Origin of the sequence: Nonomuraea sediminis (genome assembly GCF_018531495.1) — a bacterium.
GTDB lineage: Bacteria > Actinomycetota > Actinomycetes > Streptosporangiales > Streptosporangiaceae > Nonomuraea > Nonomuraea sediminis.
Genome location: NZ_JAHDTI010000011.1, coordinates 202,042 through 217,645, shown reverse-complemented (window position 1 = coordinate 217,645; position 15,604 = coordinate 202,042). Strand labels below are relative to the sequence as shown.

The 15,604-nt window shown below is 71.0% G+C and carries 14 protein-coding genes; 10 read left to right on the top strand and 4 right to left on the bottom strand.

Annotated elements, in window-relative coordinates; translation table 11 throughout:
- The first annotated feature begins 24 nt into the window (after window positions 1–24).
- The 3 genes from KIK09_RS38525 to KIK09_RS38515 all read left to right on the top strand — a co-directional run bounded on the left by KIK09_RS38525 (window position 25) and on the right by KIK09_RS38515 (window position 2,771).
- Complete coding sequence (locus KIK09_RS38525) at window positions 25–948, top strand: GbsR/MarR family transcriptional regulator (protein WP_214324415.1); 924 nt, start codon at window positions 25–27, stop codon at window positions 946–948.
- Between the two features lie 45 nt (window positions 949–993).
- Window positions 994–1,461 carry a VOC family protein gene (locus tag KIK09_RS38520; RefSeq protein ID WP_214324414.1) on the top strand — a complete coding sequence of 156 codons (468 nt, stop codon included), beginning with the start codon at window positions 994–996 and terminating at the stop codon, window positions 1,459–1,461.
- Window positions 1,462–1,577: 116 nt separating this feature from the next.
- A complete protein-coding gene (locus KIK09_RS38515) occupies window positions 1,578–2,771 on the top strand; it encodes an MFS transporter (protein ID WP_214324413.1) in 1,194 nt (397 codons plus the stop codon).
- A 75-nt stretch (window positions 2,772–2,846) separates the two neighbouring features.
- Here KIK09_RS38515 and KIK09_RS38510 read toward each other — a convergent pair whose 3' ends face one another.
- Window positions 2,847–3,236: an SHOCT domain-containing protein gene (locus KIK09_RS38510; RefSeq protein WP_214324412.1), complete on the bottom strand. Its 390-nt coding sequence runs from the start codon at window positions 3,234–3,236 to the stop codon at window positions 2,847–2,849.
- Window positions 3,237–3,424: 188 nt separating this feature from the next.
- Window positions 3,425–4,474: a glycerophosphodiester phosphodiesterase gene (locus KIK09_RS38505; RefSeq protein ID WP_214324411.1), complete on the bottom strand. Its 1,050-nt coding sequence runs from the start codon at window positions 4,472–4,474 to the stop codon at window positions 3,425–3,427.
- A gap of 142 nt (window positions 4,475–4,616) precedes the next feature.
- Between KIK09_RS38505 and KIK09_RS38500 the strand changes: the two genes are divergently transcribed.
- The 4 genes from KIK09_RS38500 to KIK09_RS38485 all read left to right on the top strand — a co-directional run bounded on the left by KIK09_RS38500 (window position 4,617) and on the right by KIK09_RS38485 (window position 11,022).
- Window positions 4,617–5,996, top strand: a complete 1,380-nt coding sequence (locus tag KIK09_RS38500; protein ID WP_214324410.1) for an MFS transporter — start codon at window positions 4,617–4,619, stop codon at window positions 5,994–5,996.
- Window positions 5,997–6,102: 106 nt separating this feature from the next.
- A complete protein-coding gene (locus KIK09_RS38495) occupies window positions 6,103–6,831 on the top strand; it encodes an SDR family oxidoreductase (RefSeq protein ID WP_214324409.1) in 729 nt (242 codons plus the stop codon).
- A gap of 114 nt (window positions 6,832–6,945) precedes the next feature.
- A complete protein-coding gene (locus KIK09_RS38490) occupies window positions 6,946–10,506 on the top strand; it encodes a WD40 repeat domain-containing serine/threonine protein kinase (protein ID WP_214324408.1) in 3,561 nt (1,186 codons plus the stop codon).
- Window positions 10,507–10,557: 51 nt separating this feature from the next.
- Window positions 10,558–11,022, top strand: a complete 465-nt coding sequence (locus tag KIK09_RS38485) for a hypothetical protein (protein ID WP_214324407.1) — start codon at window positions 10,558–10,560, stop codon at window positions 11,020–11,022.
- A 5-nt stretch (window positions 11,023–11,027) separates the two neighbouring features.
- On the opposite strand, the gene KIK09_RS38480 is transcribed toward KIK09_RS38485, so the two are convergent.
- Window positions 11,028–12,209 (bottom strand): hypothetical protein, encoded by a 1,182-nt coding sequence (locus tag KIK09_RS38480; RefSeq protein WP_214324406.1) that lies wholly within the window; start codon window positions 12,207–12,209, stop codon window positions 11,028–11,030.
- A gap of 175 nt (window positions 12,210–12,384) precedes the next feature.
- Between KIK09_RS38480 and KIK09_RS38475 the strand changes: the two genes are divergently transcribed.
- The gene (locus tag KIK09_RS38475; protein ID WP_214324405.1) at window positions 12,385–13,017 is read left to right on the top strand and encodes a TetR/AcrR family transcriptional regulator; all 633 of its coding nucleotides are present in this window, start codon (window positions 12,385–12,387) and stop codon (window positions 13,015–13,017) included.
- A gap of 21 nt (window positions 13,018–13,038) precedes the next feature.
- Window positions 13,039–14,400, top strand: coding sequence for a phenylacetate--CoA ligase family protein (locus tag KIK09_RS38470; protein ID WP_214324404.1), 1,362 nt, complete (start codon window positions 13,039–13,041; stop codon window positions 14,398–14,400).
- Here KIK09_RS38470 and KIK09_RS38465 read toward each other — a convergent pair.
- Window positions 14,390–14,842, bottom strand: a complete 453-nt coding sequence (locus tag KIK09_RS38465) for an Lrp/AsnC family transcriptional regulator (protein WP_214324403.1) — start codon at window positions 14,840–14,842, stop codon at window positions 14,390–14,392. The genes KIK09_RS38470 and KIK09_RS38465 overlap by 11 nt on opposite strands.
- 63 nt (window positions 14,843–14,905) lie before the next feature.
- On the opposite strand from KIK09_RS38465, the gene KIK09_RS38460 reads away from it, so the two are divergent.
- On the top strand, window positions 14,906–15,604 hold the full coding sequence (locus KIK09_RS38460; protein ID WP_214324402.1) for an AzlC family ABC transporter permease: 699 nt from the start codon (window positions 14,906–14,908) through the stop codon (window positions 15,602–15,604).

The window sequence follows — 15,604 nt, the reverse complement described above, 5'->3', positions numbered from 1 at the left end:
TGGGCCACGAGAGGAGGCGAGCCGATGCCTGGAGGCAGGCTGACCCAAGACGATCGCCGGCAGATCGCGGCGTGGCTGTCCGCAGGGCTGGGATACGCCGAGATCGCCCGGCGGCTCGGCAGGCCGACCTCCACGATCAGCCGCGAGGTGGCGCGCAACAGCGGCCCGAGCGGCTATCTGGCGGACCGCGCCCAGCAGGCAGCCGGACGGCGTGCCCGCCGGAGCAGGCCTCGCCAGTCACCGGCCGAGGTGTGGCCGGCCGAGTCGGTGCGCGACTTCGTGGAGAGCTTCGCGACCCTACTGGCCGCGACAGGCCTTCCCCGGATGCCCGCCCGGGTGTTCGTCTGCCTGCTCACCTCCGAGTCGGGCAGCCTCGCGGTCGTCGAGCTGGTGCGCCGGCTCCAGGTCAGCCCGGCGTCGGTGTCCAAGGCCATCGGCTACCTCGAAGCCATGGAGCTGGTCGGACGCCGGTCGGACGGCGGGCGCCGCGAGCGCTACCTCATCGACGACGACGTCTGGGTCCGGGCCTGGCGCGCCGACACCGGCGCCCACGCCCGGCTCGCCGAGGCTGCCCGGCACGGCATCGAACTCTTCGGCCCCGGCACGCCCGCCGGGACCCGGCTCGGCCAGATGGGGCAGTTCTTCGCCCGCGTCAGCCGGCAGATGAACGGCAGCGCCCTCGCCGATTCCGTCGTCCAGGACGCGCTCACGGTCGTGGCCGCCCTCGTCCACGCCGCCCGCCCTCTCTCCGAGGACGACCTCGCCACCGCCCTGGCCTGGCCCGGCGAGCGCACCGCCGAAGCCTTGAACGCGATCGACCGGCACCCCGCCATCGCCGATCCCCTCGCCCTCAAGCGCGCCGAATCCGGCACGTACACCGTCAGCCCAAGGCCGGATCGTCTGAGCAGCGCCCAGCGCAAAGTATTGGAACAAAGCGTTCCGTTCTGATAGAGTGAAGTCAGAAGGAAGACCGCTTCTGCGAAGGGCCACATCATGATCCCCGAGGGCTACACGACCGTCACTCCCTGGATCGTCACCAAGGACACCGCAGCTGTCATCGACTTCATCACGGAGGCGTTCGACGCCGAGGAGCTCAGCCGCGTCGAGGTGGACGGCGTGATCGGCCACGCCGAGGCCCGCATCGGCGACGCCGTCGTGATGCTGTTCGACTCCCCCTTGCCCGTGGAGACCCCGGCCCTTCTCCGCCTCTTCGTCGCCGACGCGGACGAGGTCGTACGGCGTGCCGTACAGGCAGGCGCCGTCGTGGTCACCGAGCCGACCGAGCTGTTCTGGGGCGACAAGGTCGGCCGCGTCCGCGACCCGCTCGGCAACATCTGGTGGATCCAGCAGCGCCTCACCGACCTGACCCCCGAGCAGATCGCAACCCGCGCGGAGGACCCCAAGTACGCCGAGGCGATGACCTACGTCCAGTCCTCCCTCGCAACGGCCCTCCCCGCCTGACCCGAAACAGGCGCATCGCGGCCTTTCTGGCGTACGGCGCGAGACGCCGCTCGTGCACGCTTTCGCGCAGGTGGCCTGCGTGATGTAACCGGCGCTACATTTGCAGGTGTGATGCGGTGGCCGAGCCAGTGATCCAGACGCTGCATGGGACAGCCTTGAAGCGGCGGATGTGGCCGCTGTACGCGGCGGGTTTCACCACCGCGTTCGGCGCGCACGGCATCGCGGCCAACCTCGGCGGTTTCTCGCACGACGCGGTGACCTCGCTGATGGTCCTGGGCGGCCTGCTGGCGCTGTACGACGGGGCCGAGCTCCTGCTCAAGCCGGTCTTCGGCACGCTGGCCGACAGGATCGGCGCACGCCCTGTCATGATCGGCGGGCTGCTCGCCTTCGCCGCCGCCTCGACCGTCTACGTCGTCGCCGACAGCCCCGGCTGGCTGTGGGCGGCCCGCCTGGGTCAGGGCGCCGCCGCCTCGGCCTTCTCCCCCGCCGCCTCCGCCCTGGTCGCCCGCCTCAACCCGGCGGCCACGCACGGCAGGGCGTTCGGCTCGTACGGCTTCTACAAGTCGATCGGCTACACCCTCGGCCCGCTGCTCGGCGGGGTCCTGGTGTGGGCGGGCGGGCTGTGGCTGCTGTTCCTCGTGCTGGCCGTGCTCGGCGTGGCGGTCGCCGCCTGGGCCGTCTTCGAGGTGCCCGCCCTCGCGCCGCTGCCCAAGCAGCGCCAGACCGTCCTCGACCTGGTGCGCCGCCTGGTCGATCCGGTCTTCCTCGGGCCGACCGCGGCGCTGGCCGCGGCGGCCGCGGCGCTGTCGGTCGGCGTCGGGTTCCTGCCCGTCACCGGGGCGGCCGCCGGGCTCGGCACGATCGCCACGGGAGCCGCGGTCTCCGTCTTGGCGGCCAGCGCGGCCCTGGTCCAGCCCTTCGCGGGCCGCGCGCTGGACGCCGGCCGCCTCGCCACCGGCGGCGGCATCCTCACCGGGCTGCTGGTCACCGCGGCAGGTCTCGGCTGCGCCGTACTGCCTGGTCTGGCCGGCCTGCTGTCGGCGGCCGTCCTGATCGGCACGGGGACGGGCCTGATCACGCCTCTCGGCTTCGCCGCGCTGGCCGCCTCGTCGCCCGCGGAGCGCATCGGCCAGACCATGGGCAGCGCCGAACTGGGCCGCGAGCTGGGCGACGCCGGCGGCCCGCTGCTCGTCGCCGCGGTCGCCACGCTGTCCACCCTCGCGTACGGCTACGCCGCCCTCGCGGCCCTGCTCACCTTCGTCCCCCTGCTCGTCCTCGCCCTCCGCCGCCGAACGAAGATCACCGGCTGACGCTCCGAACAACGGAGTGGCCCCTATCAGGGCCACTCCGTCTACACCTGCGACAGGGCGGGGCGTGGAAGCGCGTCAGACCAGGAGTTTCTCCTTGGCTCGCTGGAACTCCTCGTCGTTGAGCACGCCTTTGTCGTGGAGGGAGGCGAGGGCGGCGAGCTGCTCGGCCGGACCTTTCTCCTCCTGCGCCGCGTTGCGGACGTAGGCGCGGAAGTCGGCCTCGTTCTGCCGCGCCCGCTCCACGTCCCGCATGGTCATCGACTTGCCTCTGGCGATCACGTACACGAGCACGCCGAGGAACGGAAGGATGATGACGAAGACGATCCAGGCGGCCTTCGCCCAGCCGTTCAAGTCATCGCTGCGGAAGATGTCGGTGATGATCCTGAAGAGCAGGAAGAACCAGAGAATCCACAGGAAGATGACGAACGTCGTCCAGATGATGTCCAGCAGCGGATAATCGGTCATGGCCACCTCTCGAACTGGAAGGCGGTGCCGCGGCGCCGCATGAAGCCAGCACCCCGGCGCGTTGGTGCCTATGCCACGCCGCGCCTCATCAGAATACGCTGAGCTGCGTAAAAGCCGGTTCACAACTTCTTGGCATTAACAGGGGTCCCCCTGATCGCACAGATCAGAGGGACCCCTGTTATGGCGTGTCAGGCGGGGCGGTTGTACTGCTTGGGAAGCTTCATACCGCGCGTGGCCATGAGGTTCCTGAGGCGGTCGGGGTAGTCGGTGATGATGCCGTCCACGCCGTCGTCGATGAGCTTGTTGAGCGTGGGCTCGTCGTCGATGGTCCAGGGGATGACCTTGATGCCCAGGTCGTGGGCCTCGTCGACCATGGTCTTGGTGACGTAGGGGACGTAGCCGGGGTCGGTCACCTTGCCGTTCTGCGGGAAGCCGTGCACGGGCGAGAAGGCGGCCGCGCCGAACGACTTGACGGCCTTGAGCGGGTCACCGCCGAAGTCGTCGATGTCGATGCCGCCCAGCCACGGCGAGGCGCCCGGCTTGCCGGTCTGCAGGAAGTCGTAGTTGGTCAGCGCCACCAGCGGCAGCTTCGGCTCCAGCTCGCGCATCCGCATCAGCGAGCCCCAGTCGAAGCTCTGGATCGTGACCTGGTTCATGATCTTGGCCTTGCGGATCTCCCCCAGCGTTACCTGCACGAACTGCTCGCGCGGCGCGGTCTCCTGCGGGGCTCCCGCCTCGACCTTGGTCTCCACGTTCAGCATCACCTGGTGCGCCTTGTAGCTGTTGACCAGGTCGAACACCTCGCTCAGCAGCGGCATCCGAGCACCCGGGGCGGCCCGCTGGCCGGGGAACTCGGCCAGGGTCTGCGACCCGCAGTCCATGGTGCGGATCTGGGCGAGGGTGAGCGTGTTGATGAACTTGCCGACGTAGGGGTACTCAGGATCACCCGGTACGGCGGGCGCCGTGTCACGGCACTTGCGGGGGCTGATCTTCCGGTCGTGGGTGACCACGGCCTGGCCGTCCTCGGTGATCTGGACGTCCAGCTCCAGCGTGGACACGCCCAGCTCGAGCGCGTTGGCGAAGCCCGCGAGCGTGCTCTCCACCACCAGGCCCAGCCCGCCGCGGTGTGCCTGCAGGTCGAGCGTGTGCCGGGAGTTGTCGTGGAAGTCGTCGGCGACCGCCGCCGTGGGGGTGGCGGCGACGAGGGCGAGGCCGATCGCCAGCGGTAAGAAGCGCATGTGCAAGTCCTTTCTTAGGACGTACACGTTCCCGCCCCCGCGCGGACAGCAGACGGCCGCCAGCTGATCGAACGGCGAACCTTTCCGGACCGGACCGTAGCCCGGCGACGTCGCTTTCTCATGCGCCTGCTCAACTTAATCAATGGACATGGTCGACAACCAGATCGTGAACATCGCGCTCCCCACCATCCAGCGCGACCTGCACGCCCTGCCCTCGGCGTTGCAGTGGACCGCCACCGGATACACGCTGGCCTTCGCCCTGTCCCTGATCAGCGGCGGCCGGCTGGGCGACCGTTTCGGCCACCGCGCCCTGTTCGTGATCGGCACCGCCGGGTTCGGCGCGGCCTCCCTGGCCGCGGGCGCCGCCCCCGGCATGGCGGTGCTGCTGACCGCCAGGGTGGCGCAGGGCGTCTTCGCCGGCCTGATGGTGCCGCAGGTGCTCTCCTTCATCCACGCCGAGTTCCCCGAGCAGGAGCGGGGGAAGGCGATGGGGTTCTACGGGATGACCTTCCCGCTCGGCGGCCTGGCCGGCCCGCTGCTCGGCGGGTTGCTCACCCAGGCCGACCTGTTCGGCTGGCAGTGGCGCACCATCTTCTTCATCAACGTGCCGATCGCGCTGATCGCCTGCCTCGGAGCCGCGCTCGTCATGCCCGCGCCCCCCGGACCAGGCCGCGGCAGCACCGACCTCGCCGGCGTCCTGGTGCTCGCCGCCGCGTTGCTCGCCCTGCTCTACCCGCTGGTGCAGGGTCGTGAGCTGGGCTGGCCGGCCTGGGCGTTCCTGCTGATGGCCGCCGCGCTCCCGCTGCTGGCCCTGTTCTTCGCGATGCAGCGGAGCCTGGAGCGGCGCGGGCAGGAGCCGTTGATCCGCCCCGGCCTCTTCCGCGGCCGCGCCGTGTCGGTCGGCCTGCTCGTCATGCTGATCTTCTACTGCGGGATGGGCGCGTTCTTCGTCCTGACGCTGCACCTGCAGGACGGCCTGCACTACTCGCCGCTGAAGACCGCCCTGACCATGCTGCCCGCGACGGTGGGCATCGTGGCCGGCAACGGCGTCGGCATGCCGATGGCGCCCAGGCTGGGCCGCAGGCTGCCCATGATCGGCTTGACGGTGTTCCTGCTCGGCACGGCCGCGATGATCGTCGTGGTGACCCGGTTCGGGGCCGGCCTCACTCCCTGGCAGCTGGCCGTCCCCGTCCTGCTGTACGGTGCCGGGCTCGGCCTGGGCGCTTCCTCGCTCATGCTGATCACCCTCACCGGGGCGGGCACGGCCGACACCGGGGCCGTCTCCGGTGTGGTGAACACCGTCATGCAACTCGGCGCGGCCGCGGGGCCCGCCACGGTCGGCACCGTGTTCTTCGCCGGTCTGGCCGCCGGCGGCGACTCCGTGGACGCCACGCGGACCAGCCTGCTCATCGGCCTCGCCCTGTTCGCCGTCGCCCTGCTGGCCTGCTTCCTGCTCCCCCGCGCGACCACGCCGACCCCGGTCGCCGCCCAGGCGGACAGCCGCGCGACCACGAACAGCTGATGCCCACCGGGCCGCGGGTGGCCGGTGTCGGAGACTGGATCTCGTTCGGGATCTCTCCGTCCCGGTGGTCGAGGGCGAGACGTACACGTTCTTCTAGGGAGGAAGCATGCGGTTCCGCGATCAGGTGGTCGCCGTCACGGGCGCCGCCGGTGGCATCGGGCGGGTGCTCGTCGACCGGTTCACCGCCGAGGGCGCGGTCGTCGCGGGGAGCGACATCGCGGGGGCATCCGGGGTGGACGTCACCGATCGCGCCGCGGTCCGCGAGTGGGTGGCGCAGGTCGAGCAGCGTCACGGGCCGATCGACGTGCTGGTCAACAACGCGGCCGTCACCAGGGACGCCGACTTCGTCGACCTGCCTGAGGAGCAGTGGCACCGCGAGATCGACGTCGCGCTCACCGGCGCGTTCCTGTGCGCGCAGGCCGTACTGCCCTCCATGATCGCCCGCGAGCGGGGCGTCATCGTCAACATCTCGTCGGTGAACGCGGTCTCCTACTTCGGCAACGAGGCCTACAGCGCGGCCAAGGCCGGGCTGCTCAGCCTCACGCGCAGCCTCGCGGTCAAGTACGGCAGGCACGGCGTCCGGTGCAACGCGGTGCTGCCCGGCACCATCCGCACGCCGATCTGGGACGAGCGCGTGGCCGTGGCGCCCGACATCCTCGACCGGCTCGCCGACTGGTACCCGCTCGGCCGGGTCGGCACCCCGGACGACGTCGCCTCGGCTGTGCTGTTCCTGGCCTCCGCCGACGCCGCCTGGATCACCGGAGTCGCGCTGCCGGTCGACGGCGGCCTGCTCGCAGGCAACCGGGCGATGACCGAACAGGTGGTGATCGCGTGATGCCAGATGTCGTCGCCGAACCTTTGCCGGTGATCAACAGTCGTAAGAGGGAACGTGACCCCGTTCCCGAAGGAGTCGGCATCCGGTGTCAGGCAGCGCGAACGAGGTGGGTACGTGACATCGGCCCTGCTCGACGGAGACCCTGACCGGATCGGCGACTACTGGCTCGCCGGGCGGCTGGGCGCCGGAGGCCAGGGGCTGGTCTACGAGGCGTACGACCCCGAAGGCCGGCGGGTGGCGGTCAAGGTGCTGCACGGCGACGCCATGGCCGACCCGGAGCTGCGGGTCCGCTTCCGCAAGGAGGCCACCGCCGCCCGTCGCGTCGCCTCGTTCTGCACCGCCCGGGTGCTGGCCGTGGAGCTGGAAGGGGCCCGGCCGTACCTCGTCAGCGAGTACGTCGAGGGGCCCAGCCTGCGGCAGGCGGTCATGGGCGGACGCCGTTTCGCCGGTGACGATCTGCACCGCCTGGCCACCGCGGTGGCCACGGGGCTGGCCGCCATCCACGACGCGGGCGTGATACACCGCGACCTCAAGCCGGACAACGTGCTGCTCGGCCCGGACGGTCCCCGGATCATCGACTTCGGCCTGGCCCGCACCCCCGAGATGTCCCTCACCGCGACCGGTCCCGTGGCGGGCACGCCCGCCTACATGGCGCCGGAGATCCTCACCGGCCGGCGGGCCGACGCGATGGCGGACGTCTTCGCCTGGGGCGCGATCATCGTGTTCGCGTCCGGCGGCGCCGATCCGTTCACCGCGGAGAACCTCGGCGCGGTGATGCACCGGGTGCTGACCACCGACCCCGACCTCGGCGACCTGCCTGACACCCTGCGCCCGCTGGTGGCATCGGCCCTCGCCAAGGACCCCGCGGCCAGGCCGACCGCGCACCGGCTCCTTCTCGGCCTCGTCTCCGGCTTCCACGGGTCCTCGGCCGAACTGCTGGCCGTCGGCAGCGCCGAGGCCGGCCTGCTCGAGGGCGGCGGCGCGGACGACCCGGCGCTCGGCGCGCTGGCGGAGGACGCCTACGGGCTGGTCGATCCCGCGGACCGCGACCTGGTGCCCGACCTGTTCCTGAGGCTGGTGGGCGTCGGCGCCGCGGGCGAGCTCACCCTGCGGCGGCTGCCCGAGGAGGAGTTGCTCGAGGGAAGGACGCCGCGGGAGCAGGCCGCTCTCGACCGCGTCCTGCGGCTGTTCGACTACCTGCTCACCCGCAGGGACGACGGCGACGGCAGCGGCGACCTCCTGCTCGCCCGGCCGGCCCTGGTGCACGCCTGGCCGCGGCTGCGGGACTGGGTGGCCGACGAACGCGAGGGCCTGGCCTCCCACGACGCGATCCGCACGGCGGCCAGGCACTGGGACAGCCACGGGCAGCGCCAAGCCGACCTGCTGCATGGCAGCCGACTGGAGACGGCGCTCGGCTGGGCCGCCACCGGACGCCGCCACCTGGTTCTCAACCTGCTCGAACGCGCCTTCCTCGACGCCTGCGCAACCGCCGCCCGCCACCGCGTCAGACGCCGCGGCATGGTGACCGTCACCCTCGCGGCGCTGCTCGTCCTGGCCCTGACCGGCGGTGTGGTCTCCGTACGGCAGGGCCGTACGGTCGCTGCCCAGCGCGACAGGACGCTCGCCGAACAGGTGGCCGGGCAGGCCGACACCATGCGCCTCACCGAGCCGGTGCGGGCGATGCTGCTGAGCGTGGCCGCCTGGCGGCTCGCACCGCGGCTGAAGACCCGAGCCTCCCTGCACAGCGCCTGGGCACAGCGCCAGCGGGCCGCCTTCACCGACCCTGACACCGGCGGCGAGGTCGTGCACCAGATCAGCAGGGACGGGCGCAGGTTCGTCAGCGTGACACCGTCGGGCGTGAAGGTCTTCGGCCTGCCGGGCGGCAGGCAGATCGGCGGCTGGAGGGACCTGAGGATCGGCGGGGAGAGATTCCTGGGCGCGAGCCTCAGCCCGAACGGCAGGCTTCTCGCGGTGGCCGCCGGGCACACCATCCGGGTGTGGGACATGAGCACCGGCAGGCCCACCGGGGCAGAGCACGCCATCGCCGGCGCGGCGCTGCTCCACCTGTTCCACTCGGTCGAGTGGGTCGACGACGGCCGGTACATCCTGTTGGACGGGACCCACGACGGCGCGCTGTGGGACACGCGGACAGGCGTGACCTGGTCTCCTCCCTTCGCGACGCTGAGCGCGAGCATCGACCCGGCAGGCCACCTGCTGGCCGTCGCCGACGACGAGGGACGCTTCCGTCTGCTGCGGCTTCCCGCGGGCAGCCCTGTCAGCCGATGGCACGACTCCGGCGTCTGCGACGACGGCCACGCGCGCGCGGTCGCCTTCAGCCCTGACGGGCACACGCTGGCCTGCGCGACCACCTCCGACATCTCCCTCGTCGACGTGCGCACCGGCCGCTCACTCCTGCGTGGGGCACCGACACCATCGTGGGACTCCGGCGGCGGCCTGCTCCTGTTCAGCCCTGACGGGCGCTATCTCGTGGCGGGAGGCGACAGCCTCGACCTCATCCGCGTGTCCGACGGCCGGACTCTGCCGGCCGGCAGGACCGCGTTCGACGCGGCCGGCTTCGACGGGACGACCCTGCGCTACCTCGCCGACGACACGGCCGTGAGCCTCGACATCTCCGACCTGGTCAGCCCCGCACGGTTGCCGGGCCTTACCCCCGAGACGGCGGCGTTCAGCCCCGACGGCCGGTTCCTGGCCACCTACCAGCGGGAGCCCCGGTCACTGGCACTCTGGGACGTCGCGACGCGACGCCAGGTGGGCTCCCTGCCGCTGCGGGCCGGCGAGGAGGTCGACCAGCCGGCGTTCAGCGGCGACGGCAGGCTTCTTGCGGCGCTCGACGGCCCGGAGTCCGACACGGTGCGGTTGTGGGACGTCGCCCGCCACGACCAGGTGGCCACGATCACCATCCCCGGAGGCGGTCACGCCAGATCCCTGGCCCTGACCGCGGACGGGTCGTTCCTCGTGATCAACGCCGCCGTATCCCTGGCGCCGGGCAGCCAGGCGGGCCGGTCGCTGGTGTGGGACGTCCACCGGGCCCGCTGGGGCAGGACGATCGACTTCCCCGAGGGCGCCGGCCGCGTCATGTCCCTGCCCGGCAGCCCGATGGGCGCGGTGATGGACGGCGCGACGACCCGCCTGGTCGACGCGTTGAACGGACACCCGGTGAGCCCGCCGCTCGGCCCTGGAGGCCTGACAGGCCGAGCGGAGCTGCTCGCCGTCACCTCCGACGGGATGACGGCGGCCATCGGCGGCCCCCTCGACCAGCTCGCGTTCTGGGATGTCCGCACAGGAAGGCGGCACGGTCCCGTCTTCCGCGCGGCCCCCGGAGTCGACGGCCTGCTGTTCACCCACCGGGGAGACGTGGCGGCCTCGCTCGGCCACGACCGCACCGTACAGCTGTGGGACGTCACGGCCCCCCGCAAACTGGGCGCGGCGGTCACCGGCGAGCAGCAGGACGTCCTCGCGGCCGCCTTCAGCCCCGACGGCTCGATCCTGCGCACCATCGACCAGGCAGGCGTCCTGATGGACATCCCGATCGATCCCGGGCGGGTGGCCGACGCCGTGTGCGCCCGGGCCGGCCGTACCCTGACCGAGCCTGAATGGAGGCATTACCTCCCGGACGTCCCCTACCAGGACCCCTGCCCCGCCCTTGCCCGCTGAGAGTGGTGCCGTTCTGCGCGTCGGGCGCGGAAACGAGGAAGAATCTCAGCGATGAGCATCTCACCCGCCCAGCTGCGCGACCTGGCCAGTCGCGCCGACGCGCTCCGCGCCGAGGCTCGTGCCCTGTACGCGAGCCTGCCCGCAGAATCGCCCGAGCGCGCCCATCTCCAGGCGGCGCACCAGGCGACCGATTGGCTGCAACGGGCAGGCGAGGACCTGCAGCGCGCGGCCGAGGACCTGGCCCGGTTCCGCGCCCTGCAGGAGTGCGGCTTCCCGTGGGGTGTCTGCCCCGAGCACGGCAACACGCTGTCCTTCATGGTCAACGTGACCACGTGCCGGGTGTGCGGCCGTACCTGGGACAACGACCGGCGTAGCCAGAAGTGCCGCGAACCGGTGACGTGGAAGGTGACCGACCCGGTGGGGACGGAGACGCTGATGTGCAACGGGCACGTCCTCGGCGCCCGCGCGGCCACCAACGGCGCCACCTTCACGCGCCTGGACGTCGCGCAGCAGTAGGTCTGTCAGGCTTCGGCCCAGGCCAGGAGGCCGCCGAGGACCGCGATGATCGCGTTGATGGCGACGGTCACCGAGACGCGCAGCATCATGCCCAGGTAACGGAGCAGCATCGCCGCGCCGAGGTTGAACCTGGCGACCGCCCAGAGGGCGACCATGGCGCCGAACTGCGCGATGGAGAACGCGAACGCGGCCCAGTAGACCTGGTCGAGGCGCCGGACGACGGTGTGCAGCGACGAGGCGATCTGCTCGGCCTGGTTCGCGAAGGCCATCCCGTCGTCGACGAACGCGGCGAACCGTTTCTGTGCCGCCGTGCTCGCATCGCCCACCCAGTCGGGGAACAGTGCCTCGCGGATGGCCGGCATCCACTGCTGGAACATCGTCCGCGTCGCGGCCGCGATGCCGTACCAGATGCCGATCGCGTTGTCGATCAGATCGTCCGACATGATGACGGCGTTGGCGGTCCACAGGATGGACGCGGCGGTGGCGGCGATCGTGAAGGACCTGGTCATCCGGAGGACCTCGTCGGTCCGCTGGCTCAGCATGGCGAGCCTGGAGATCTTGTCCTCGGCGGCGGCCTGCTTGTCCAGTGTGGCCAGCACGGCACGGTCCATGCTGTTGCCGAAGTCGTTGAACCTGGACTCCGCCAGGATGGCGTCCTCGGGAGACATCGCACGCCGGAAGAGATCCAGTTCCATGTCCGCGCCCCACACCTTGGTGGCCTGCTCGAGGGCCGTGTCGACCTCGGCGCTCACGGATCTCCCGGCGGCACGCGCCGCGTCCAGCTTCTTCTTCGCCGCCCAGCGCAACCCGTACCGGGCCAGCCAGGACCCGGAGAACATCCCCGTGAGCCAGCCTTCGGCCAGAGATCCGCCCGATGGAGTGGTGCTCGAGACCACCTCGAAGTTGGCGGATTCGGCCGAGACATAGGCCACCGCGTTGCTCCGCAGCGTCTCGGCCATCGTGGCCGCCGACTTGCACAGGGATTCCATCAGGTGGTCGGCGGCGTCGCAGCGGCCGTTGTACCGGGCGCAGGCGGGCGCCCCCACGACCCCCAGCGCCATGGAGGGCAGCCGCCCGTGCTGTTCGAGCACCCTTCGCAGCTCGGTGAGCCGCTCGGACACCAGGTCCATGCCGACCGACATCTTCGCCAAGTGCGTCGCGTTCGTCTGCAGCGATCTGTCGCCCACGCCGTCCCCCGGTGTCTCGTCCCGCCCTAGGGCGCGACAAACTACCCGGTCCATGATCAGCCCAGACCATGCTCCGCCGCCCATGAGGTGACCGGGGGATGAACAGTGCGCGAATCCGACACTCAGTGAAATTTTCCGGTTGTCAGGAAAATTCTTGTGTGAGTATATTGGGGGCATGCAGGAGTCGCGGCGTGAGCGGAAGAAGCGCCTGACCAGACAGCGGATCGTCATGGCGGCGATCAGGCTGTTCGAGGAGCAGGGCTACGAGCAGACCACGATCGGGCAGATCGCGGCGGCGGCGGACGTCGATCCCAAGACGTTCTCCAACTACTTCCGCAGCAAGGACGACGTCCTGTTCGTCGACGCCGAGCGCGACTTCGACGTGCTGCTCGAGGCGATCGCGAGGCGCCGGCCGGAGGAGAGCCCCGGCGAGGTGCTGGGCAGGATGGTCCAGGAGTACGCCGCCTACCGCCGGCCCTTGGTCCCCGACAGGGAGCCCAAGGAGCTGTCGGCCACCTCCCGGCTCATGCTGACCACGCCCGCGCTTCAGGCGAAGGGGCTGTACCTGCTGCTCGAGGCGCAGCAGCGGATCGCCGGCGAGCTGCTGAAGGCGTTCCCCGGCCGGCTCGACCCGATCACCGCGGCCGCGATGACCGGGGCCCTGATCGGCGCCATCCAGCAGGCGACGCTGGCCAGCGTCCAGCTCGGCCGGACGCAGGACGAGATGTGGGAGGCCTCAAGGCGCGCCCTCGACGTCGCCATGCACGGCCTGCTCTCGGTACGGCAGGCCACCGAAGAACCCCTCTGACCAGAAAGGAACCCGCCCATCATGGGGGACAGCCACCGGGAGATCGCCCGCGAAGCGCGACGCGACATGCGGGAAGGCCGCCAGGCGATCGCGGCGCGGCAGCGCGCCCGCCTGGCCGGGATGGTGGCCTACGTCCGCGCCCGCTCGCCGTACTACCGCGAGCTGTACCAGGACCTGCCCGACGACGTGGACGACCCCGCATCGCTCCCGGTCACGAGTAAGAAGTTGCTGATGGCCCGCTTCGACGACTGGGTCACCGACCGCGAGGTGACGCGGGAGCGGGTCCAGGAGTTCGTGGCCGACCCCGACCTCGTGGGGCACCGGTTCCTGGGCAGGTACATGGTCGCGACGACCTCGGGCACGAGCGGTCTGCGCGGCCTGTTCGTGCTGGACGAGCGGAGCATGGCCGTGCACACCGCCGTGGGGTCGCGCGCGAGCGGCGCTCTGGGCGTGGGCGGCGCCCTGCGCGCCCTGGCCCGCGGCGGTCGTACCGCGATCGTGACCGCGCCCGGCGGCCACTTCTCCACCGTCGCCTCGGCGGCCTGGTTCCGCAGGGAGAGGCCCATGATGGGCAGGATCCTGCGGGTCTTCTCGATCAACCAGCCGCTGGCGGACCTGGTCGCCGAGCTCAACCGGTACAACCCCGCCAGCCTGACCGGCTTCCTGAGCATGCTCATGCTGCTGGCGCGGGAGCAGGAGGCCGGACGCCTGCGCATCCACCCGGCGATGGTCATCCCGGGCGGCGAGACGGCGACCCCGGAGTCCCTCGAGCTGCTCACCAGCGCGTTCCGCGCCAAGGTCCGTGCGGCCTACGCCGCCACGGAGTGCGGTTTCCTCAGCTACGGCTGCGGGCAGGGCTGGTACCACGTCAACAGCGACTGGGCCGTGGTCGAACCGGTCGACGCCGACCATCAGCCCGTCCCACCGGGCGAGCCGTCGCACACCGTCCTGGTGAGCAACCTGGCCAACCGGGTCCAGCCGATCCTGCGCTACGACCTCGGCGACAGCGTCGTGCTCCGCCCCGACCCCTGCCCGTGCGGCAGCATCCTTCCCGCCATCCGCGTGCAGGGCCGCGCCGCCGACCTGCTCACCTTCCCCACGGGCGGCGGCATCTCGCCCATGCTGTTCGGCACGCTGCTCGACCGGGCCCCAGGTGTCGAGCGCTTCCAGCTCGTCCAGACCGCGCCCGCCACGCTGCGCGTGCGCCTGCAGACCGCGAACGGCGCCGACGCCGACCGCGTGTGGCAGACGGTGCGGGCGCAGATCACCCACCTGCTCACCGAGCACAAGGTCACCGACGTGACGCTCGAACTCGCCGACGAGGCGCCGCAGCAGTCGCCGGGCGGCAAATTCCGGAGGATCATCCCGCTCGTCAGTCCTTGATCCGTTTCATGGTGAGGTGGGAGTCGACCCGGGAGACCGCGGGCAGCGGCAGGATCTGCTCGCTGAGGAACTTCTCGTAGGCGACCGGATCGGCGACCGCCACGCGGATGTAGTAGTCGGGGCGGCCGAACATGCGACGGAACTCCACGACCTCCTCCAGCGCCGCGATCCGGGATTCGAAGTCCTCCACGGTCTGCAGGTTGTTGACCGCGATCTCCACCGAGACGACCACCTCCATGGCGCGGCCCAGGGCCCCGGGTGAGATCTGGGCCCGGTATCCGGCGATCACACCGGCGTCCTCCAGCCGCTTGACCCTGCGCAGGCACGGCGGGGGCGTCAGTCCGACCCGGCGGGCCAGCTCCACGTTTGGCAACCGGCCATCCTGAGCCAGTTGAAACAATATTTCACGATCTATGTGATCCAGAGTAATTGAATTGCTCATCAGCCCTCCTCACGACAATTCTTGAAACCATATTATGCGTCATACGCACTAAAATTGCCTCGCATGAGTGCAATGCGAGCGGCGGCGGCCGACACCGCCTCGGTGGGGCTGAGCCTGGTCCCCCTCGGGGTCAGCTTCGGCGTGCTGGTGGTGCACACCGGGCTGGCCTGGTGGTGGGCCACGGTGTTCACCGCCGTGATCTACGCGGGGTCGCTGGAGTTCCTGCTGCTCGGCCTGGTCGCCGCGGTGACGCCGCTGGGTCAGATCGCGGTGACGGCGCTGCTGGTGAACCTCAGGCACGTCTTCTACGGCCTGTCGTTCCCGCTGTCCCGGGTCCGGCCCCTCGGCCGCGTCTACGCCACCTTCGCGCTGACCGATGAGGCCTACGCCCTGACCACCGGAGAGGACGCCCGCTCGTGGAGCAGCGCCCGCATCCTGTGGATGCAGGTGCTGTGCCAGGGCTACTGGGTCGGTGGGGCCACGCTCGGCGCGCTCGCCGGATCCCTCGTCCCGGTCACCCTGCACGGGCTGGACTTCGCGCTGACGGCGCTGTTCGTGGTCCTGACGATCGACGCCTGGCGCGCCCAGCGCGACCTGCCCACTCCCCTGCTGGCCGGGGCGAGCTTCGCGGTCGCCGCGCTCCTGGCGCCCGGGCAGCTGCTGCCGGTCGCGATGGGCCTGTTCACCGCGAGCCTGCTCATCAGGTACGGCCTGCGCCGCCGAACCGCCGCACCGCAACCCGCGTCAGCCGGGGAGGGGTGA